Source organism: Draconibacterium sp. IB214405 (assembly GCF_033963885.1).
Taxonomy (GTDB): Bacteria; Bacteroidota; Bacteroidia; order Bacteroidales; family Prolixibacteraceae; genus Draconibacterium.
On the sequence record NZ_JAXBMA010000004.1, the window covers coordinates 889,288 to 911,440 of the forward strand.

Consider the following 22,153-nt stretch of genomic DNA (forward strand, 5'->3'; position numbering starts at 1 on the left):
TATTCCTCTTTACTATTTTTTCCTACGTTCTACAATATACTTGTTGGAAGCTTTTTTCTTCGAACGGGTTTTATAACCTTTCGCAAGCAAACCTTTACGAGATCTTGGGTGTCCTCCTGAATTTCTTCCTTCACCACCACCCATTGGGTGATCGACAGGGTTCATTACAACACCACGTACACGAGGTCTTCTTCCTAACCAACGAGAGCGACCGGCTTTACCCGATTTCTCGATGTTATGTTCTGTATTTCCAACCGTACCTACTGTAGCCCTGCAGGACGTAAGTACCATACGAGATTCGCCTGATGGCAATTTCAAAATTGCATATTTGCCATCACGTGAGGTCAATTGTGCATAAGCACCTGCACTACGTGCCATTACCCCACCCTGTCCAGGGTGAAGTTCAATGTTGTGAACCAACGTACCCAGAGGTATTTCAGCCAATGGAAGACAATTTCCAACTTCAGGATCTGCTCCTGTACCGCTCATTACAGTCTGGCCAACTTGCAACCCGTTAGGCGCCAACATGTAACGTTTCTCACCATCTTCATATTTCAGAAGGGCGATGCGAGCAGTACGGTTTGGATCGTACTGAATTGAATCGACAACAGCTGCAACACCGTCTTTATCGCGCATAAAATCGATAATACGGTATTTGCGTTTATGTCCCCCACCTATATACCTCATTGTCATTCGTCCCTGGTTATTACGACCACCGGACTTTTTAATGGGCTCTAACAATGATTTCTCAGGCGTAGATGCAGTAATGGTATCAAAAGCACCGATTACTTTGTGCCTTTGACCCGGAGTTACTGGTTTCAGTTTTCTTACTGCCATAATACTAATTAATTATATACTATTATATATTACTATAAAAGTCAATACTATCTCCTTCAACCAAAGTAACAATGGCTTTTTTGTAAGCCGCTGTTTTACCGGTAATGATACCGCCTTTAGTATATCTCGATTTTACCTTACCACCGTAAACCATGGTATTCACGCTTTCTACAGAAACGTTATACAGGGTTTCAACCGCTTTTTTAATTTCAGGTTTACTTGCTCTTTTGTCCACAACAAAACCGTAACGGTTAAAACGTTCCGACTGGTCGGTCATTTTTTCTGTAACTAATGGTTTTACTAAAATTTCCATCTTTTTTTATCCGTTAAAGTTTAAATGCTTCTTCAATTTTCGCAACAGATCCCTCACAAAGCACAATGGCTTTTGCGTTCAAAATCTGATAAGTATTTAACTCTGAAGCAGTTACAACTGATACGTCCTGCAAATTTCGCGACGACAAATATATATTATTATTTTCAGTTGGTAAAACGAAAAGTGCCTTTTTTTCAGCGATTTGCAAATTGCTTTGCAAGGCTACCATCTCTTTGGTTTTTGGAGCTTCGAAGTTGAAGTCTTCAACTACCATGATGCTTTTTTCGTTTGCTTTGTAAGTTAAAGCCGATTTACGGGCCAATTGCTTCACTTTTTTGTTCAGCTTGAAACCGTAGTTACGCGGGCGTGGGCCAAAAATTGTACCACCGCCACGGAAGATCGGAGACTTGATGCTACCGGCACGTGCTGTACCTGTACCTTTTTGTCTTTTAATCTTTTTTGTACTACCGGTAATTTCACCACGTTCTTTACTCTTGCTAGTACCCTGGCGTTGGTTAGCCATATATTGTTTTACATCCAAGTAAATGGCGTGGTCGCTTGGCTCAATACCGAAAATAGTGTCGTTCAAAGTGACTTTCTTTCCGGTTTCTTTTCCTTCGATGTTCAGTACACTTAGTTCCATTGTTTTCTAATAATTAAGTATGAACCTTTGGCTCCAGGTACTGAACCTTTTACCACTATTACATTCTTTTCAGGTACAATTTTTACAACCTCGAGGTTTTCAATTGTTACTGTTTTTCCACCGTCTCTACCAGCCATACGCATACCTTTAAATACGCGTGAAGGCCATGATGATGCACCGATAGAACCTGGTGCTCTCAGCCTGTTGTGCTGTCCGTGTGTTGCATCGTTAACACCACGGAAATTGTGACGTTTTACTACCCCCTGAAATCCTTTACCTTTTGAAACTCCAATGATGTCAACATAATCTTTTTCGTTGAAAATGTTAACGTCAATTTCTTGTCCCAATTCAAATTCTTCCTGATAGGTGTTGTGGAACTCTACTACTTTGCGCTTTGGTGAAACACCAGCCTTTTTAAAGTGGCCAACTTCAGCTTTAGTGGCGTGCTTGTCTTTCTTGTCGCCATAAGCTAATTGAAGCGCTTCGTAGCCGTCGGTCTCTGCCGTCTTCACTTGTGTTACTACACAAGGTCCGGCCTCAATCACAGTGCATGGGATGTTTTTCCCCTCAACACTGAATACGGATGTCATTCCGATTTTTTTTCCAATAATACCAGCCATTTTTTTCGACTACTTTAAATTATCAAACTTTAATTTCTACTTCAACGCCACTTGGAAGCTCCAGCTTCATTAGTGCGTCGATTGTTTTAGCGGTTGAGCTGTAAATGTCGATCAAACGTTTGTAAGATGACAACTGAAATTGCTCCCTCGATTTTTTATTTACGAAGGTTGAACGTAAAACAGTGAAAACTCTGCGGTGAGTAGGCAGTGGAATAGGACCACTTACTACTGCACCTGTAGTTTTTACAGTTTTAACGATTTTCTCAGCCGACTTGTCTACCAAGTTGTGATCGTACGATTTAAGCTTAATCCTGATCTTTTGACTCATAAGAGAAAATTGTTATAAATTATTTTAATAAATCAACTTTTCCGTTACAATCTGCCAATACTTTCTCGGCAAGGTTACGTGGCACTTCTGCGTAATGGCTGAATTCCATTGAAGAAGTTGCACGACCTGAAGAAAGCGTACGCAATACTGTTACGTAACCAAACTGCTCCGAAAGTGGAACTTTTGCTTCGATTACTTTTGCATTACCTTTGGTTTCCATACCCGCTACTTCGCCACGACGACGGTTAAGGTCGGCAATAATATCACCCATGTACTCTTCAGGAGTAACAACCTCAACATTCATAATTGGCTCTAATAACGCAGGTTTTGCTTTTGATGCAGCGCTTTTGAATGCCTGGCGCGCACAAATTTCGAACGACAACTGGTCTGAATCCACAGGGTGGAACGAACCGTCGAGCAAAGTTACTTTCAAGCTGTCAACAGGGAAACCTGCCAACGGACCATTTGCCAATGCATCTTTAAAACCTTTTTCAACTGAAGGGATAAATTCGCGAGGAATACGTCCACCTTTTACAGCATCGATAAATTCCAGACCTTCTTTTCCTTCTTCAGCAGGCTCAACTTTTACAATAACGTCGGCAAATTTACCACGACCACCAGTCTGTTTCTTGAATACTTCACGTAATTCAACAGATTCAGTAATCGCTTCTTTATAGGCTACCTGAGGTGCTCCCTGGTTACATTCAACTTTGAACTCACGTTTCAAACGGTCGATCAAAATTTCAAGGTGAAGCTCACCCATACCACGGATTACAGTCTGACCTGAATCTTCGTCGGTATTAACAACGAATGTTGGGTCTTCCTCAGCAAGTTTCGCTAAACCGTTTCCAAGTTTGTCAACGTCTTTTTGCGACTTAGGCTCAATAGCGATACCAATTACCGGCTCAGGGAAGTCCATACTTTCCAGAACGATCGGATTTTTAATATCTCCTAATGTATCGCCGGTGCGAATATCTTTAAAACCTACCGCTGCACAGATATCTCCAGCTTCGATAGAGTCTTTTGGATTTTGTTTGTTAGAGTGCATCTGGTATAAACGAGAGATACGCTCTTTTTTACCTGTACGAGAATTATATACAGTATCACCTGCATTTAACGTTCCCGAGTATACGCGAATAAATGCCAAACGACCTACGAATGGGTCGGTAGCAATTTTAAATGCTAATGCAGATAGTGGCTCTTCAGCATCAATCTGACGTGTTACCTCTTTATCGATAACTGGATTCACACCTGTAATTTCACCTTTATCAAGTGGCGATGGCAAGAACTCACAAACGGCATCAAGCAAACGCTGTACACCTTTATTTTTGAAAGCCGATCCACACATCATTGGAATGATTACTCCTTCCAAAGTTGCTTTACGGATAACAGCCATCATCTCATCTTTAGTAATTGAATCAGGATCTTCGAAGTAACGCTCTAAAATAGCATCGTCAACTTCTGCTACTGCTTCAACCAAGTTTTCTTTCCACTCTTCAGCTTGTTCAACAAGGTCTGCAGGAATTTCGTCCATTACATACTTTGTTCCCATAGCTCCGTCATCTTCCCAACGAACTGCTTTCATTTCTACAAGGTCGATAACCCCTTCGAAACTTTCTTCAGCACCAATAGGAATTTGCATTGGAACAGGGTTAGCACCTAATTTTTCTTTAATCTCGCCATAAACGTTAAAGAAATCGGCCCCCTGACGGTCCATTTTATTTACGAATGCAATACGTGGAACACCGTATTTTTCAGCCTGACGCCATACAGTTTCCGACTGTGCTTCTACACCACCAACGGCGCAAAACAATGCAACAGTTCCGTCCAGAATTCGCAATGAACGCTCAACCTCAACTGTGAAGTCAACGTGTCCCGGAGTATCAATAATATTTACTTTATACTCCTGGTCTTTGTGTTTCCAGAATGTAGTAGTTGCAGCAGAAGTAATAGTAATACCTCTTTCCTGCTCCTGCTCCATCCAGTCCATGGTAGCAGCACCATCGTGCACCTCACCAATACGGTGAGTCAAACCTGTATAAAACAGAATACGCTCTGTTACTGTGGTTTTACCGGCGTCGATGTGCGCCATAATACCAATGTTTCTGGTATATTTCAGATCTTGTTTAGCCATTTTTTAAACCTATTTTCTATTACCAATTTTACTAAACTATGTACTAGAATCTGAAGTGTGCGAATGCACGGTTAGCTTCTGCCATTCTGTGCGTATCTTCTTTTCTTTTATATGCTCCACCTTCTTCGTTGAAAGCAGCGATGATCTCAGCAGATAATTTATCAGCCATAGATCTTCCCGAACGTTTACGGGCAAACAAAATCATATTTTTGATACTGATGGCGTTTTTTCTTTCCGGACGAACTTCCATCGGAACCTGGAAAGTAGCACCACCAACACGGCGACTCTTTACTTCAACATTTGGAGTAATGTTCTCTAATGCTTTTTTCCAAACATCAAGAGCAGACAACTCAGTGTCTTTCATTCTTTTTTCTACCATATCAATAGCCTCGTAAAATACGGTATAGGCTGTTGATTTTTTCCCGTCAACCATAAGGTCGTTTACAAAACGGGTTACTAATGTGTCGTTGAATTTTGGATCCGGCAAAAGGATCCTCTTCTTTGGTTTCGACTTTCTCATTTTAAAACTTTTTAGTGTTATCTAAATCGGCTGCCCTAAGGCGGTCTTCAGTTCATCTCCGGAAGACAATAGAGAGAATTCCTTACTCAACCAAACCACTGAAAATAACGTAGTTAATTACTCTTTTTTACTTTCTTATTTTTTCGGTTTTTTCGCACCATATTTCGAACGACGTTGTAAACGTCCTTCAACACCCGCAGTATCAAGCGCACCGCGAATTAAGTGATAACGTACACCCGGAAGGTCTTTTACTCTACCTCCACGAACAAGCACGATTGAGTGCTCCTGAAGATTGTGTCCTTCACCCGGAATGTAAGCATTCACCTCTTTACCATTGGTTAACCTTACCCTTGCAACTTTACGCATTGCCGAGTTAGGCTTCTTTGGTGTAGTGGTATAAACACGAACACATACTCCACGACGTTGTGGGCATGAATCCAAAGCCGGAGATTTACTTTTCTCCACTTTAGTCTGTCTTCCTTTTCTAACTAACTGTGAAATAGTTGGCATAACTACCTGTTTTTTATATAGTTAATAATCTTTTCTCAAAATGGACTGCAAAATTATGCAAAAATCCTTAATTATCAATCGTTTCGAGACGAAAATGCACACTTTCCCCTTAAAACGGCTCGCAAAAGTACGATTTTAAATTAAATTACAATAAGATTTAATCTTTTTTTTCAAAAAATTAAGATTGAAAATGATTGAGAAAGAAAAGGTTGGAAGCCCAAAGGCAGAAATCAAGAACGAGGCAGCACCACTGATTACTGCGCACTGCAACTGCTTACTGATTTACCCGCTCTTTCCAAAGTGATTTTAAAGGATTAAAAATTCGTTGAATCAAACGCAGGTCTTCGGTAATAATTTCGGCCTGTCCCATCAACTGACTTTGCATTTGCAGTGTATTATCGTAATTGGTTACCAAACCGTTAGGAAAATCAATTTCTACCATATAAAAACTGTCTTCAGGAACCAGCGAAACACTTTTTACCTTACCACGAACCAAACCATATTCCATGTATGGATAATTATCAAATTTCACATTTACATCGAGACCTTCTTTTACTTTTCCCGATCCGCGAACAGGCAACTCCACTTTTCCAATTACCTCGCCTACATCCTCAGGAACAATAGTTAAAACACGGTCGCCTTCGGTAATATTCTGGTTTTCGGCGTAAAATTTATTAAAGGTTACTACCCCATCAATTGGCGAACGCAACACATAAGTTAAGAACCAATCGCTGGCCTGGCTTTTCAGATTATTGAACGCTTCAATCAAAGCTGATTCGTACTGAATTTTATAATCGTGGTATTCTTTTTCGTTTTCAATAATTTTCTGATCCAGCTCGCTGATACTGATCTGACGCTCAGCCAATGTCGAGCGTATTCCGTCGAGTTCCGATTTTTTACTTAGCATTTCCGATTCGGCCTGCTCCAAAACTGTAGAAGAAACAACTTCGCCTGCCAGTAACTTTTTCTGGCGTTCGTAATTGCGTTGTTTAATTTGGTATTCTTTATCGATAGCAACTTTTTGTTCCCAAAGCCTGTCGTAAAGAATCCGGGCATTTTTTAACTGCTCTTTGTACGACTCCTCTTTCAACATATAATAGTTGCGCTGGTAGAATTCATTCAATTCCTCGTAACGCGTTAAAAACTGCGAATAATATTCCTGCACCGCACCCAATTGCAAACTCTTATTAAAACGGTACGAAACAGTAAAATTAAGCGTATCAAAAGCCGGCTGAACTTTGTCTATCATTTGCTCCAATTCCAGCACATCTGTATAATCTGCAGGATTTTCGATTAAGGCGATGGTTTGCCCTGCGGCTACATGATCTTTATCTTCAACAAACAACTTGTCTATTTTGCCGGTTGCCCGGGCGACCAATGTAGCCGGTGGATTTTCGGTAGTAACAACAATGTTCGAGCGCAAAATGTCGGGATAATAAAAAATAAAGCTAAAAATAATGATGAGCGAAAAGATGGCAACAAACATGAGGATTCCGTATCGCACAATGCGCGACGGAACTCCGCCAAGTATCTCCTGCACTTCTCCGGAACGCAACTCTATTTTTTTGTCATCAGTCATTGGTCACTTGTCATTAATTCCCCAATTCCAGTTGGTTCTTCACCAATTGATAATATTTCCCTTGTTTTGCGATCAACTCTTCGTGTGTACCACGTTCAACAATTTCACCCGTTTCGAGTACCACAATCTGATCGGCATTTTTTACCGTACTTAAACGGTGCGCCACCACAACCACTGTTTTACCCGCCGACACCTTATCCATGTTTTCCATGATCATTTTCTCGTTGTTGGCATCAAGCGCATTGGTTGCTTCATCAAAAAACAGGTACTCCGGCGATTTATAAATTGCACGGGCGATTAATATCCGTTGCTTTTGCCCCTGGCTTAAGCCAACACCTTCCTGCCCTATTTTTGTATTATAGCTTAATGGCAAAGCTTCAATATAATCCTGAATATTGGCCATTTTTACAGCATTCAGTAAACGTTCCTGATCAATGAGTTCGTCATTCACCACAATATTTTTTGCAATACTATCGGAAAAGATAAAACCATCCTGCATTACAACGCCGCAGTTGTCGCGCCACATTTGCGGAGAATAATTGGACAACCGTGTTCCTCCAATTTTTATATCGCCGGCAACCGGTGGATAAAAACCAAGCAATAATTTAATCAAGGTGGTTTTTCCACTGCCGCTCGTTCCCACAATCGCAGTTGTTTTCTTTTCCGGAATATCAAGATTGATATTATTCAGAACTTTTGGCGAACGTGGCCCTTCATACTGAAAAACCAGATCATGAACGCTAATTCCTTTATTTTCGGGTAAGTTTCGCACATACGATTTTCCGGCTTCACTTTCATCCTTCTTATCGTGAATCTCGGCCAGACGCTCCAAACTGATTTTTGCATCCTGTGCTGTGTGCATAAAACTAATGAGCTGTCGCAAAGGTGTATTTAGTTGCCCTATTATATATTGTATAGCCAGCATCATACCGAGCGTCAATTCGCCATTAACCACCGCGGTAGCAGAAATGATTATTATAAGAATGTTTTTTGTTTCATTAATAAATACAGAACCGGCATCCTGATACTGCTGCAACGAAAGACTCTTTACGCTTACCTTGAACAACCCCGCCTGAACACGCTCCCACTCCCAGCGTTTTTGTTTTTCGTAGTTGTTCAGTTTTATCTCCTGCATCCCGTTGATGATCTGAATGAGCTTACTCTGATTTTCCGACAATTTATTAAAACGTTTGAAGTCGAGTTCGCGACGGCGTTTCATAAAAACATAGATCCACACGAAATACAAAACAGAACCGATTATGAAAATCAAAAATACAGTCCAGCTGTAAATGGCCAGCACAATGGCAAAAACCACTAGACTAAAAACCGAGAACAACACCCCGATCGACTGCGCAGTTAAAAACCGCTCAATTCGGTCATGATCTTCAATACGCTGTAAAATATCGCCGATCATTTTTGAGTCGAAAAAGCCCAACGGCAATTTCATCAACTTGATCAAAAAATCGGAAATAATGGAAATATTAATACGTGTGCTGATGTGCAATAAAATCCATGAGCGGATAAACTCAACCGACATCCGGCTGATGAATAATACCAGCTGAGCTATAAGAACAAGATAAATAAAACCAATGTCCTGGTTATTGATACCAATATCAACTACACTCTGCGTTAAAAATGGCAACACCAGTTGAATACAACTTCCAAGGAAAAACCCGAGAATCAACTGAACCACCAGTTTTTTGTATGGTTTCAGATAATTAAAAACAAACTGAAAACCGGTGCGTTTTACTTTGTCATCTTCGCTTTGGTAGAAATCGGGTGTTGGCTGTAAAAGCAGGCAAATTCCTTTTTCTTCACCACCCGAAACGGTCGAAATCCATTTTTCGCAAAACTCCTTTTCGGTGTATTCAATCCGCCCGAAAGCAGGATCTGCCACACAAACTTTCCCCTTTTTAAATTGATGAACAACAACAAAATGTTCCTGCCCCCAATGTACAATACAAGGAAGCGGGGCCTCATTCTGTAATTGCTGAAAAGTGATTTTTACACCCATCGAGCGCATCCCAATGGCTTCGGCAGCGTCGCTTATTCCCAACAACGACACACCTTCGCGGGTGATATATGAGTTTTCGCGGAGAAATTCGGTGGTGAAGTGTTTCCCGTAATATTTAGCCACCATACGCAAACACGTAGGGCCGCAATCCATTGCATCAAATTGTTGATAAAACGGGAACTTTGCCATAGTTTTCTTTTGTTGCGGAAAGATAGAAAAAAATTCTTGTTGGATGCGCCAGTCTTGACTTTTTGAATACACAACTATTTGTGAATAACTCAAACTTAGTCTTCTAATTTATTATTTAACATTCGCCCTTCATGTCGAATAAAAGATTTAAGTATATTTGTTTCCGTTAAACATAATTCAAACAGAATGCACCTCAAAAATCGATTTTTATTCTCACTCCTTTTTTGCATGCCTGTTTTTGCACTGGCTCAACAACCAAAATACGACATTGAAATCGTTAGTTGTATTGAATCCCTGGTACCAAATGGCGTGGGCCGATCGCGAATGATCTCACCCGTTGTTGATGTAAATTATGAGGATTTTACCTCGCAACAAACCGCAGCAAAAAAGGACAAAAACAAAAGTAAAAGAAGCGAAATCCGCATTAAGGAGTATGAAGAAACCAAGTTACTGAACTTTTATAACGAAGGCGGAATCCGGTTTCAGAACATTGCTTCGAATGACGCGCTGATGACATCGAAAATTAACGACATGCTGGCCAATGGCTGGGAATTGTACGACGTAAAAACCGGCGTTGAAAGCAAAATGGCAAACGCAAGTGTAAAAAAAGAAATTTTCAAAGCACTGCTCGACGACGACAGCGAAAGCCCTAACGATCCGAACGGATTGTTCCTTACCCGGTATTTCTTCCGAAAAGAGATTGAATAACCCGAGAACAAATTCAAAACAAGTTAAAAATCACAAAACTTATACAAATGAAACAAGCACTTATTTTCACCCTTCTTGCAGTGTTATTATTGCCCACAGCAAAAGGACAGGAAACGCCTCAATACGAGGTAAAAATCATTACCACAATCGAATCGATCATTCCGAATGGAATTGGTCGCTCACGGTTAATTTCTACCGATGCCGAAGTGGATTATAAAGAATTCACAACACGTCAAACAGCGGATAACGGCGACCGAAACAAAAGCGACCGTGAAGAAATCCGCATCAAGGATTACGACGAAACAAAACTGCTCAACTTTTTTAATGTTGGAGGTATTCGTTTTCAAAACATTGCTTCGAACGACGCTCTGTTAACCTCGAAAATTAACGACATGATGAGTCAGGGCTGGGAACTGTCTTTTGTAAATACAGGTGTTGAAAGTTATGGAGGCGCCGATGACACTAACGGTATTTTTATTACGCGTTATATTTTTAAACGACTCAAAGTTGAAGGAGCACCAAGTTCCAACGATTCAATTCCTGAATAATTTATCGTGAATAATAAAGACTTGCCATTTAATATCGGTGAGTCTTAATTTTGTCCAAATCTCCAAAAGCACCTCTTTCTTCAAATCAAAATATAAGAAATCCCATATAAATAAGCGCAGGAATAAATCCCAACATTGATAATGGCCGCGCCGATTTTTCAAATTTCTCCTTGTCGCTTAAATAATAAAACAAAGCAACCGGAAGTACTGCAATGGCAAAAGCAATTCCCAGAAAATCAAAAAAAGTTCCACGATCAGAAAATACTTTTACAACAGTTGTCGCTTCTTTTAAATATAAAATGCCAAAGCTTATCAGAGCAGAAATGAGCAGGATAACAACGGGATATATTCGGCAACAAAGATTATTTTTTAGCATGCTGCAAGATAACCATAAAACCAACTCATCTGAAACAAACCACAGCAATCGTATGAAAAGTTATTATATTGCAATTTGAAAATATGCATGCATGAAGATTCTCATTATTGAAGACGAAATAGCTTTATCCGACGCCATTTTTCAGTACCTGACCGATGAAGGTTATGTTTGTGAAACTGCCTACGATTACAACACAGCGGCCGAACATCTTGACATACATTTTTATGATTGTATTCTCGTGGATATAAACTTGCCCGGCGGCAGTGGACTCGATCTTATCCGACAGGTAAAAAAGGACAATAAAAAGATGGGGATCATTATTATTTCGGCACGCGATTCGGTGGAGAACAGAATTGAAGGACTCGAAATCGGGGCTGACAACTACCTCACAAAACCGTTTCATCTGGCCGAATTAAATGCGCATCTGAAATCGATACACCGGCGAATAAATTTTGACGGCGATAACCAGATTCTGGTAAACGAAATTAAAATACTGCCCGACTCGCACCAGGTTTTTGTAAACGACAACGAATTACAACTCACCAAAAAAGAATACGAATTGCTGCAGTTTTTTATCGCCAACAAAAACAAGGTAATTACAAAAACCGGCCTGGCACAACACCTCTGGGGCGACTACATGGACATTGCCGATTCGTACGATTTTATCTACGGGCACATTAAAAACCTCCGCAAAAAGCTGATTAAAAAAGGATGCACCGATTATATTAAAACCATTTACGGGGTTGGTTACAAATTCGATTTAACACAGGAATAAAGCCATCGACACAAAGGAAAAACAATGAAACTACTCACCAAAATAAGTCTCAATTTCCTCTCCATTTCACTTTTCATTTTCCTTTCGGGATTGATCGTTTTTTATTTTGTACTTCGTCAACAGGTAAATCAAAACATAAACGTTGAATTACAAAAACGCCAAACCAGCATTCAGAATGAATTAAAGTCGGCACACTCAACAACAACAGCACCAACCGACTTTGAGAAAAAGGTTGAAATTACACCTCTCTCACCAAACCTGAATCCGGTTGAAGGTTATTCTGATACTTTGATTCTCGACAAGACAACAGGTGCCTACACCGCTTATCGTCAGTTGCAGTTTGTTTCTGAAGTTAACGGGCAAAAATTCCTGGTCAAAATATTTAAATCGCACGCCGAAACAGACAACCTGATGGTGCGCATTATTTTATCGATGACACTGCTTGTGGTTGCCCTTATTATCGGGCTCTTGGTGCTGAACCGGCACATTTCGCAAAAAACCTTAAAATCGTTTTACGACACTATTAATAAAATCAAAAAATACGACCTGAACACCCACGAGGATTTTCAACTAAAAGAAACCGATGTGAAAGAATTTAACGACCTGAACAAGGTGTTAATTTCGATGACTGAGCGAATAAAAAACGACTATTACAACCTGAAAGAATACACCGAAAATGCCTCGCACGAATTACAGACTCCAATTGCGGTAATTATTTCGAAAATGGAGCTGCTTTTGCAATCGGACTGCATGCAGGAAAAAGAGCTAAAAACAATCAGCGACGCTTATGAAGCATCCACCCGACTTTCGCGACTAACAAATACATTATTATTGCTTTCAAAAATTGGAAACAGACAATTTCCGGAAGTGGCAAAAATTGACTTGACAGCGATTATAAATACACAACTATCGTTCCTCGAAGATGTCATCGACAGTAAAAATATTACGATTGAATCTCCCGATAAATCCAATTTTGTAGAGATGAATCCATACCTGGCCGACATCCTGATTGCTAACCTGTTAAAGAATGCCATCCGCCATAATAATAAAAGCGGTTTCATTTCTATCACTACAAGCGAAAAACAAATTACGATCGCCAACAGCGGCGAAAAAATTCAGGGAAGCGCCAATGATATTTTCAAACGATTTTACAAATCTTCATCATCCGACAGTTCGGTTGGATTGGGGCTTGCTATTGTTCAGAAAATATGCGAAGTTTCAGGTTTTAAGGCCCTTTATTCCTATGAGAAAAATCTGCACAATTTCAGCATCATTTTTCATCCTGAAACCAACAATTCTGAAGCATAATTCAGCAAGCCACACTAGCACATAAACTCCTCTTTTTCTTCCATATAAATACTCATTTTACAACCCTTTGTTCAATACACACCCAAATCTGATTTTTTCTACAGATTTTCTACAGATTCTTTTAATAGTATTGTTTCAAAATCAAGACTTAAGCAGATCATTCATGATAGGATTACTTGGATTAAACCACAAAACGGCGCCGATTAAAGTTCGCGAGAAATTCGTTTTTTGCGAAGAAGATGTGAAGCGTTTTGTGCCGCAATTAATCGAGGCAGGAATAAACGGTGCTATCGTTGTTTCGACATGTAACCGTACCGAAATATATTTTGATTACACAGAAAATGACATTTTTGATTGTACATCAACATTAGCCAAGATGCTTTTTGACTGGAGAAAAGCGGATAAAAGTGTGGGATCGCACTTCTATCACAAATTCCAGGAAGAAGCATCGTTGCATTTATTCCGTGTAGCATCAGGGCTCGACTCAATGGCGCTGGGAGAGTACCAGATTGTTGGTCAGCTTAAAGATGCTTTTGCCATTGCCGACAAATATGAGCTGCACAGCCCAACTTTAATTCGTTTGTTCAACAAGGCTTTCGAAGCCGGTAAAAAGGTAAGAACAGAAACAGCTCTTTCGAAAGGAGCAGTTTCTATCAGCTACGCAGCTGTTGAACTGGCTAACAAAAAACTACACAGTCTGAGTTCGCATCCAACATTGCTGCTTGGAGCAGGTCAAACCGGCGAACTAACTCTACAAAACTTGCTGAAAAAAGGTTGCGACAAATTCACTATCATTAACCGTACTGCGGAAAAAGCTCAGGAATTGGCAAAACGCTACAAGGGAGCTGCAAAAGAGTTTTCGGAATTACAAAACGAACTGGTTCACAACGATATTGTAGTTACATCAACCGCGTCGAAAAAGCCACTTATTACAAAAGAAATGGTGGAACAAGTGATGACCGAGCGTCAAAACAAACCAATGTTTTTTGTCGATCTTTCCGTACCGCATAATGTTGCACCGGACGTAGCCGAAATTGAAAATGTTTTTGTTAACGATATCGATGATTTAAATGCTGTTGTGGATAAAACATTTGACATTCGCAAAGGTGAAATCGAAAAGGCAGAAAAAATTATTGCCGAGTTTGTTACTGATTTTAGCGACTGGCAACACACCCGTAATCTTACTCCGACTTTCCAAAGCATCAGCGATAATTTCAAAAAAATAAATGAAGCAGAACTGGAAGGTTTTATCAAACGTCAGTCGAAAGACAATACCGATGAAGCTTCGATGTATGCCGATCATATTACCAATAAATTTATTCGCCTGATGATCAAAAACGTAAAATCGATCACCGATAACGGGCGTAAAAAAGAATACATCGAATTGGTTAACGACCTGTTCAAGATTGCTCCATGAAAAATACGATTCGCATTGGTACACGAGGCAGCAAGCTTGCCTTATATCAGGCTTATAGGGTAAAAGACGAACTGGTACCAAAATTCCCTGAAAAGCAATTTGAGATTGTCGTTATAAAAACAAAAGGCGACAAAATCTTGGATGTCCCGTTGTCAAAAATTGGCGATAAAGGACTTTTTACAAAAGAGCTGGAAGTGGCGATGTTCAACGACGAAATCGACATGGCCGTGCACAGTTTAAAAGACCTTCCCACCATTTTTCCTGAAGGAACAAAACTGGGTGCCGTATTGGAAAGAGGCACCGTTAACGATGCATTGGTCAGCAAAGATCATCTAAAACTTTCGGAACTCACTTTGGAGCACACAATCGCAACATCAAGTTTACGACGCAAAGCACAACTACTGCGCTTGAATCCGGATTTTAACATCGTTGAGATCAGAGGCAACGTAAACACGCGTATCCGCAAAATGAATGAAGGTTACTGCGATGCCATGATTATGGCAGGTGCAGGATTACAACGCCTTGAAATGGCTGAAGCGATCACCGAAATTCTGGATCCGGAAACTATGATTCCGGCTTGTGGACAAGGTGCAATTGCCATAGAAATAAAAGACAACGATCCGGAGATTGAAGCAATAATTGCTCAGATCAATCACCAAGAAACGATGATAACCAGTTCGGCCGAACGTGTATTTCTGAACACGCTGGAAGGTGGCTGCCAGATTCCGGTTGGAAGTACTTGTAAAGTTGAAGGCGATCAGGTAATAATTACCGGTTTTGTTGCCAGCATCGACGGAAGTAAATTCCTGAAAGAAACAGTAAGCGGACCGGTTGAAAATGCCAATGAAATGGCGAGAAACCTGGCCAACAAATTATTCAATGCCGGCGGAAAAGAAATTCTTGATGCCATTCACACGGAGAATTTACCTGTTACTAAAACAGCGCTTCCGTTAAAAGACAAGGTTATAATTTCTACACGTCCGGCCGATATTCACGATGATCTTCCTGAGCTACTAACAAAAGCCGGTGCTTCGGTTGTTTCGCTACCCATGATTCAAATTGAGCAGACAAAACTTACTGCTACAGAAGAGCAATCGATACAGAATCTTGATCAGTATCAGTGGGTTATTTTCACCAGCAAAAATGGCGTTGTAAGTTTCTTTAAACAACTGATTGAAACAGTAGGCAATACGACTTTGCCCAACGATTTAAAGATTGCTGTCATCGGCAAAAACACTGCGGCCGAACTGGACTATTATGGTTATGCTCCGTATTTTACAGCCAATGAAAATTCTTCTGACGGCCTGCTAAAGGAATTAGCAGAGAAGCACAATCTGCAAAACCAAAATATTTTACTGGCCCTTGGAAACCTGGCCGGTAATAAACTGGAAACAGAATTATCAAAAACAAATTCAGTTACCCGTATCAATACTTATCAAACGGTAAAACCTTCGGGTGCTGATTCGAAAATACTGGATGCGATTTCAGCAGACAATTACGATCTTATCGTATTTACAAGTCCATCCACTTTTATTAATTTCTGCCAGTTTTATGGCACTGAAAACATTTCGAAAGTAAAAATGGCCAGCATTGGAGAAGTAACTTCAGAAGCTATCCGACAAGGTGGTACAGAACCGTTGGTGACAGCAGAAAATTCAAATGCTGAAGGACTTTACAAAGCAATAATCGACTATTATCAAACCAAATAAAAACTACGCTATGATGTTTCCTGAAACAAGATTAAGAAGATTAAGATATAATTCAATTTTACGCGAGATGGTAACCGAAACGAAACTATCGGTTGACGATTTGGTGATGCCACTTTTTGTTTGTGCCGGAACCAATATTCGCAACCCGATCAGCTCAATGCCGGGCAACTTTCAATTGTCGGTTGAGAACCTGGTTGAAGAATGTAAAAATGTTGTTTCAGCAGGCGTGAAGGCAGTTCTTTTGTTTGGTATTCCCGCCGAAAAAGATGAGGACGGAACAGTTGCCTGTCAGCACAACGGGATTGTACAGCAAGCCATTCGTGCCATAAAAGCTGAACTTCCGGAATTGTATATTATTGCCGACGTGTGTAACTGCGAGTACACCACACACGGACACTGCGGAACCATAATTGACGGCGACGTAGATAACGACACAACACTCGAAACGCTGGCTGCTCAATCAGTATCGTTGGCAGAAGCCGGTGCCGATATGATCGCACCAAGTGACATGATGGACGGACGCGTTGGACGAATTCGTGAAGCGCTTGACGACAATAAATTCGAAAAAATACCGATCATGGCTTATTCAGCTAAATATGCATCGGGTTTTTACGGGCCATTCCGCGAAGCTGCCGAAAGTGCGCCAAAATTCGGCAACCGTGCCACTTATCAAATGAATCCGGCCAATTCAGACGAAGCTATGCGCGAGGTAGAACTCGACATTGCTGAAGGTGCCGACATTGTTATGGTAAAACCGGCGCTCTCTTTCCTCGATATTATTTACCGCGTAAAAACAGAATTCAAAATGCCAACAGCAGCCTATAATGTTAGTGGCGAATTCTCGATGCTTAAAGCAGCTGAAGAGAAAGACTGGATCGACGGACCGCGCGTTATGATGGAAATTCTTACCTCGATAAAAAGAGCCGGTGCCGATATTATTATTACGTATTCAGCTGTTGACGCAGCGAAAATTTTGAATGGAATAAAAGGATAGGACATGCAGTTTTCAAAAAGTATAGAAGCATTTGAACAAGCTCAGCAAAGTATTCCGGGAGGCGTAAACTCTCCGGTTCGGGCTTTTAAAAGTGTAAACTTAAATCCGGTTTTTATCGACTGTGCCAAGGGGGCAAAAGTTGTTGATCTCGACGGGAATCAATACACCGATTTTGTGTCGTCGTGGGGACCTCTGATTTTTGGTCACGCACACCCTGAAATTGTTTCGGCTATTAACGAAGCTGCACAAAAAGGGACCAGTTACGGCGCTCCAACATTGTACGAAACCGAGATGGCAGAACTGATCGTTGAAATGGTGCCTTCGATTGAGAAAGTGCGAATGGTGAACTCGGGAACCGAGGCCACAATGAGCGCCATTCGTTTGGCACGCGGCTACACAGGCCGCGAGAAAATTGTAAAGTTTGTTGGAAACTACCACGGACATGGCGACAGTTTCCTGATCAAAGCAGGATCAGGAGCCATCACTTTGGGATTACCCGACAGCCCGGGAGTAACTGCCGGAAATGCAAAAGATACATTACTGGCCAACTATAATGATCTGGCTTCTGTTGAACAACTTTTCAATGAAGACGGAGAAAATATAGCAGCAATTATTGTTGAACCGGTTGCCGGAAATATGGGTGTTGTTCTTCCTGAAAAAGGATTTTTGGAAGGCCTGCGCGAAATTGCCACTAAAAATGGAGCATTGCTAATTTTCGACGAGGTGATCACCGGTTTCCGTTTGGCCAAAGGTGGTGCTCAGGAATACTTTAATGTAATGCCCGATATTACCACGCTGGGTAAAATTATTGGCGGAGGACTTCCGGTTGGGGCTTACGGTGGTAAAAAAGAAATTATGGATCAATTGGCGCCAAACGGCCCAATTTACCAGGCAGGAACCCTGTCGGGAAATCCGCTGGCGATGGCCGCCGGAAGCACAATGCTGAAATTGATCAAGAACAATGCGGACTTCTACCCTGAGCTGGAACGAAAAGCTAAAAAGCTGGAAGAAGGAATTCTCAACAACCTGAAAGAAACAGGTATCAAAGCAGTGTTGAACCGTGTTGGATCGATGATGACCTTGTTCTTCACCAACGAAGAAAAAGTGAGCACATATGAAGAAGCGATGAGTGCAGACACAACACGTTATGCAGAATATTTCAAAATGTCACTGGAGAGTGGAATGTACATTGCACCGTCGCAGTTTGAGTGTTTGTTTGTATCGTATGCACACACCGAAGAAGACATTGACAACATCATCAGCGCCAATTTAAACGCCTTAAAAGAACTAAAAGATTGAGAGAAGATTGAAAACAGATTGATGGAGATTGGCTCAATCTCTTCAATCCATTCAATCATTTCAATCTAAAACCAGTTGGAAATATTTTGCAGACAGTTACACAAATCTTGTAGATAAGAAAGAAATACCAAAATAGATGGAAAAAGGAATATTTATAAAAACACTTGAAGGGCAAAAAACAGAACGGCCACCGGTGTGGTTTATGCGTCAGGCGGGAAGAGTTTTGCCGTCGTATCTTGAAATGCGGAAGCAATACAGTTTTAAAGAACTCATGCGCGATCCGGAACTGGCAGCCAAAGTTACGTTGCTCCCGGTTTACGATTTGGGTGTTGACGCAGCCATTCTTTTTTCCGACATTCTTGTTATTCCAGAGGCGATGGGAATGGAATTGACATTCACCGATTCAGGGCCAAGGTTTGCTACGGCCCTGAAAGATCTTGACAATCCGATGTCACTCATCAATCCCGACGCCACAAAACTGGAATACATTTACGATGTTATCGATAAAATACAGGAAACGAAACCTGCGGACTTTCCGTTGATCGGATTTTGCGGAGCGCCATTTACAACGCTTTGTTATATGGTGCAGGGATTGGGAACTAACCACACTTTCCCTGATGCAGTTTCGCTGTTATATAAAGACAAAAAACTGGCAAAACAACTGCTTGGTGCCATTACAGAACTTTCGATTGAATATGCGCTGAATCAGGTAAAACACGGCATTGCAGCTTTTCAGATCTTTGAAACGCACGCCGGACTTATTCCTGCCGATTTGTACATGGAATTGATTATGCCGTTTGTCCGAAAAATATCGGCGGCAGTAATGGAAACGGGCACGCCAACTATTTTCTTACCAAAAGGTTTGGGAACGGGTTTAAAACAGCTGCAACCTGGCGACGCCGACTTTATTAGTGTCGACTGGCAGGTACCAATTAAAGAAGCACGCGAAATGATTCCGGCGGATATGGGAATCCAGGGAAATTTGGATCCGCGTATTTTATTTGCCAGCCAGGAAGTAATTGAAGCAAAATTGCAGGAATACCTTTCGTTTGGAGCCGAGAATGACAAATGGATTTTTAATGTTGGTCACGGCTTTGTTCCCGGCATTCCGGTTGAAAATGCTAAATTCGTTGTCGACTGGATCAAAAGTGCAAACTGGAACAGTTGATTTGTGAATGAAGATTAACGATTTTCGATTGGCGAAGGATAAGAGAAAAGTTTCACCAATGAAAACCGGCAACAGGATACCAAACAATTAATTTGAGAATTTAAAAATTGCGACTGTAAACTGAGACTGAATACTAAGAACAATGAATCTGAGCGCTATAATCACATCCGACGTAGTAAAAATAATACACGACATTGTTAGTGTATCATTTTTACTTCTTGCGGTGACTTTGATTTACCGCTCGGTTCGTGGTATAAAAAACCACCTCCCCTACACCAAAACCGACAAGTATGTTGCCATTGCTTTTATTGTGGCTTTGTACCTGCAACTTATTTTAGGACTAATAATGTTTACCAACCTCGGTGCGGGCTTCGATTTTCAATACGTCCCCGACGAAGGCACCAACATGGTATCGAAAAGGCTTTGGCCGGTTGAGCACATCGTTCTTATGCTGTTTGCTCTTTTTATTGCCAACCTTGGATTGATATCATCGTTTCTTACTGAACAAAGCCAGAGCCGGTTTAAGAAAGTTTTGATCTATTATTCTATAGCGGTAGTTCTTATCGCGATTTCGTTGCTATCAATCTACGCTTAACATTCCATCCGGAGATAAATCAAAGCCGGTGTTTTAACCGGAGTCTCACTATTCAAAGTAACCATTTCCTCCAAGGTTCCATTAAACTTTTGCGCATCCCACCGGCCGGAGCGCGACACAATTGTAGTCTGAATACATTCGCGGTGAACAGTATCCAGCGCCTCGTAAATTTCCTCCAACACTTTGGTACCCATGTAAATTACTGCCGTTCCACGGTTCCCAACAATACTTATCAGTTGTTTTACGCTAAGAAGCTTCCCGGCAACATCGCGCCCCGAAAGCAGGTGCAGCGAATTGCTTCCTCGTCGGTCAGTTAACGGAATACCAAACTCTGCCGACGCAGCATTAAACGCCGAAATTCCCGGTACTACTTCAAAAGGAATATTTCTTTCTTTTAGAAACGAGGTTTCTTCTGCACCCCGGCTAAAGATCATCGGATCACCCGATTTCACCCTCACCACCACTTTCCCGAGTTTCGCGTACTTTTCTATTTTTTGGTGGATTGAGTTTTGCCGTTCTGTCACATCAACGCCATCGCCGGCACGTTTCCCCACAAAAATAAGTTCTGCCTCTTCAGGAAAAAGCTCCCGAACATCGCGCGATATCAAGGCATCATACAGAATAATATCCGCCGCTTTTATACAGTTATGCGCTTTTACGGTAAGCAAATCTGCCGGTCCGGGGCCAGCTCCTACAATATATACTTTTCCAATCTGCTCCATCGCTAAATTCTGTAGGCCCACTCTTCCACTTCTTTTAAATAGTCCATTGGACTTTGATACACGAACTTATAATCCAGGGCTTCAATAAGTTTATCGCTGTTGATTACCTTGTAAGTTCCTTTGTCTTTTGAAAACACCGGAATTGGCAAATCACTGATCTTTGCCGCTTTTGCATAAAACTCATTTCTCCCGGGGTGCTCCGGACTAGATGCATTAAACACCTCGCCCCAAATATCCTTTTCAATTATTTGAGTGATGATATTTACACAGTCGTCGCGATGGATCAAATTTACAGGTGCATCAAAAACCGCAGTATTTCGGTTCTGAACAAAACGTGCCGGATTTCGGTCGTAACCGATCAACCCTCCAAAACGAATTACAGTAGTTTGAAATTCCGGATTCTCCAACAACAATTTTTCAGCTTTCAAAAGAGCCCTGCCACTTGCTTTTTCAGGAGTTCCCTCATCACCTTCCTTCACTTCTGCATTTTTCGATTCGTACACCGATGTTGAAGAAATAAAAAGTACTTTTTTGATGTTCAGCTCCTCAACTTTGGCAATCACCTGCTCAATTTTCTTAGGGAATGAGTCTTCCACACAATCTGTTCGCGTTGGCGGAATAGAAATAATCAGCACATCTGTATTAAAAAAGCTATTGTAATCCACCGTAAGCGATTGTGCTTTGGCCTTCACATAAAACGCACTAATCCCACTCATTTCAAGCTGGTTGTAACTTTGCGTAGATGCCACAGAACCTTTAACTTTCCATCCTTTTCGGAGTAATGATCGTCCTAACGCTGTTCCTAACCATCCGCAACCTAATATCGATACGTTTGTTTTCATGTTCT

The 22,153-nt window shown here is 41.1% G+C and carries 23 protein-coding genes; 10 read left to right on the forward strand and 13 right to left on the reverse strand.

The window, feature by feature from the left end; genetic code table 11:
• Positions 1-12: 12 nt before the first annotated feature.
• The 10 genes from rplB to SLH46_RS16315 all read right to left on the reverse strand — a co-directional run bounded on the left by rplB (position 13) and on the right by SLH46_RS16315 (position 9,687).
• A complete protein-coding gene (rplB, locus tag SLH46_RS16270; RefSeq protein WP_320282262.1) occupies positions 13-837 on the reverse strand; it encodes a 50S ribosomal protein L2 in 825 nt (274 codons plus the stop codon).
• A gap of 22 nt (positions 838-859) precedes the next feature.
• Entirely contained in the window at positions 860-1,150 is a 291-nt protein-coding gene (gene rplW, locus SLH46_RS16275) for a 50S ribosomal protein L23 (RefSeq protein WP_320282263.1), read from the reverse strand.
• Between the two features lie 13 nt (positions 1,151-1,163).
• Complete coding sequence (rplD, locus tag SLH46_RS16280; RefSeq protein WP_320282264.1) at positions 1,164-1,793, reverse strand: 50S ribosomal protein L4; 630 nt, start codon at positions 1,791-1,793, stop codon at positions 1,164-1,166.
• Positions 1,784-2,413, reverse strand: coding sequence for a 50S ribosomal protein L3 (rplC, locus tag SLH46_RS16285; protein WP_320282265.1), 630 nt, complete (start codon positions 2,411-2,413; stop codon positions 1,784-1,786). Before rplC ends, rplD begins: the two co-directional genes overlap by 10 nt.
• A 22-nt stretch (positions 2,414-2,435) precedes the next feature.
• Positions 2,436-2,741 carry a 30S ribosomal protein S10 gene (gene rpsJ / locus SLH46_RS16290; RefSeq protein WP_038558987.1) on the reverse strand — a complete coding sequence of 102 codons (306 nt, stop codon included), beginning with the start codon at positions 2,739-2,741 and terminating at the stop codon, positions 2,436-2,438.
• 19 nt (positions 2,742-2,760) lie between these two features.
• Positions 2,761-4,875, reverse strand: a complete 2,115-nt coding sequence (fusA, locus tag SLH46_RS16295; protein ID WP_320282266.1) for an elongation factor G — start codon at positions 4,873-4,875, stop codon at positions 2,761-2,763.
• A 43-nt stretch (positions 4,876-4,918) separates the two neighbouring features.
• The gene (gene rpsG / locus SLH46_RS16300; protein WP_320282267.1) at positions 4,919-5,395 is read right to left on the reverse strand and encodes a 30S ribosomal protein S7; all 477 of its coding nucleotides are present in this window, start codon (positions 5,393-5,395) and stop codon (positions 4,919-4,921) included.
• A gap of 135 nt (positions 5,396-5,530) precedes the next feature.
• Positions 5,531-5,905: a 30S ribosomal protein S12 gene (gene rpsL, locus SLH46_RS16305; protein WP_297089561.1), complete on the reverse strand. Its 375-nt coding sequence runs from the start codon at positions 5,903-5,905 to the stop codon at positions 5,531-5,533.
• 274 nt (positions 5,906-6,179) lie between these two features.
• Positions 6,180-7,484 carry an HlyD family secretion protein gene (locus SLH46_RS16310; protein WP_320282268.1) on the reverse strand — a complete coding sequence of 435 codons (1,305 nt, stop codon included), beginning with the start codon at positions 7,482-7,484 and terminating at the stop codon, positions 6,180-6,182.
• A gap of 13 nt (positions 7,485-7,497) precedes the next feature.
• Positions 7,498-9,687 carry a peptidase domain-containing ABC transporter gene (locus tag SLH46_RS16315; protein ID WP_320282269.1) on the reverse strand — a complete coding sequence of 730 codons (2,190 nt, stop codon included), beginning with the start codon at positions 9,685-9,687 and terminating at the stop codon, positions 7,498-7,500.
• Between the two features lie 228 nt (positions 9,688-9,915).
• Here SLH46_RS16315 and SLH46_RS16320 point away from each other — a divergent pair, with 228 nt between their 5' ends.
• Together SLH46_RS16320 and SLH46_RS16325 are read left to right on the forward strand one after the other, a co-directional pair.
• Positions 9,916-10,395 (forward strand): hypothetical protein, encoded by a 480-nt coding sequence (locus tag SLH46_RS16320; RefSeq protein WP_320282270.1) that lies wholly within the window; start codon positions 9,916-9,918, stop codon positions 10,393-10,395.
• A gap of 47 nt (positions 10,396-10,442) precedes the next feature.
• Positions 10,443-10,943 (forward strand): hypothetical protein, encoded by a 501-nt coding sequence (locus SLH46_RS16325; protein WP_320282271.1) that lies wholly within the window; start codon positions 10,443-10,445, stop codon positions 10,941-10,943.
• 85 nt (positions 10,944-11,028) lie between these two features.
• Here SLH46_RS16325 and SLH46_RS16330 read toward each other — a convergent pair whose 3' ends face one another.
• Positions 11,029-11,319, reverse strand: a complete 291-nt coding sequence (locus tag SLH46_RS16330; protein WP_320282272.1) for a hypothetical protein — start codon at positions 11,317-11,319, stop codon at positions 11,029-11,031.
• Positions 11,320-11,410: 91 nt separating this feature from the next.
• On the opposite strand from SLH46_RS16330, the gene SLH46_RS16335 reads away from it, so the two are divergent.
• From SLH46_RS16335 to SLH46_RS16370, 8 genes are all read left to right on the forward strand, one after another.
• Positions 11,411-12,094 (forward strand): response regulator transcription factor, encoded by a 684-nt coding sequence (locus SLH46_RS16335; protein WP_320282273.1) that lies wholly within the window; start codon positions 11,411-11,413, stop codon positions 12,092-12,094.
• Positions 12,095-12,118: 24 nt separating this feature from the next.
• Positions 12,119-13,402, forward strand: a complete 1,284-nt coding sequence (gene porY / locus SLH46_RS16340; protein ID WP_320282274.1) for a sensor histidine kinase — start codon at positions 12,119-12,121, stop codon at positions 13,400-13,402.
• 163 nt (positions 13,403-13,565) lie between these two features.
• Positions 13,566-14,819, forward strand: coding sequence for a glutamyl-tRNA reductase (gene hemA, locus SLH46_RS16345; protein ID WP_320282275.1), 1,254 nt, complete (start codon positions 13,566-13,568; stop codon positions 14,817-14,819).
• Positions 14,816-16,528 carry a hydroxymethylbilane synthase gene (gene hemC / locus SLH46_RS16350; RefSeq protein WP_320282276.1) on the forward strand — a complete coding sequence of 571 codons (1,713 nt, stop codon included), beginning with the start codon at positions 14,816-14,818 and terminating at the stop codon, positions 16,526-16,528. The genes hemA and hemC overlap by 4 nt, the downstream gene beginning before the upstream one ends.
• A 10-nt stretch (positions 16,529-16,538) precedes the next feature.
• Positions 16,539-17,522: a porphobilinogen synthase gene (hemB, locus tag SLH46_RS16355; protein ID WP_320282277.1), complete on the forward strand. Its 984-nt coding sequence runs from the start codon at positions 16,539-16,541 to the stop codon at positions 17,520-17,522.
• A gap of 3 nt (positions 17,523-17,525) precedes the next feature.
• Positions 17,526-18,821 (forward strand): glutamate-1-semialdehyde 2,1-aminomutase, encoded by a 1,296-nt coding sequence (hemL, locus tag SLH46_RS16360; RefSeq protein WP_320282278.1) that lies wholly within the window; start codon positions 17,526-17,528, stop codon positions 18,819-18,821.
• Between the two features lie 136 nt (positions 18,822-18,957).
• Entirely contained in the window at positions 18,958-19,989 is a 1,032-nt protein-coding gene (hemE, locus tag SLH46_RS16365; RefSeq protein WP_320282279.1) for a uroporphyrinogen decarboxylase, read from the forward strand.
• Positions 19,990-20,131: 142 nt separating this feature from the next.
• Entirely contained in the window at positions 20,132-20,584 is a 453-nt protein-coding gene (locus SLH46_RS16370) for a hypothetical protein (RefSeq protein ID WP_320282280.1), read from the forward strand.
• Here the strand turns inward: SLH46_RS16370 and cobA are convergent.
• Together cobA and SLH46_RS16380 are read right to left on the reverse strand one after the other, a co-directional pair.
• Positions 20,581-21,306, reverse strand: a complete 726-nt coding sequence (gene cobA, locus SLH46_RS16375; RefSeq protein ID WP_320282281.1) for a uroporphyrinogen-III C-methyltransferase — start codon at positions 21,304-21,306, stop codon at positions 20,581-20,583. The genes SLH46_RS16370 and cobA overlap by 4 nt on opposite strands.
• 2 nt (positions 21,307-21,308) lie before the next feature.
• Entirely contained in the window at positions 21,309-22,148 is an 840-nt protein-coding gene (locus SLH46_RS16380) for an NAD(P)H-binding protein (RefSeq protein WP_320282282.1), read from the reverse strand.
• Between the last annotated feature and the right edge of the window lie 5 nt (positions 22,149-22,153).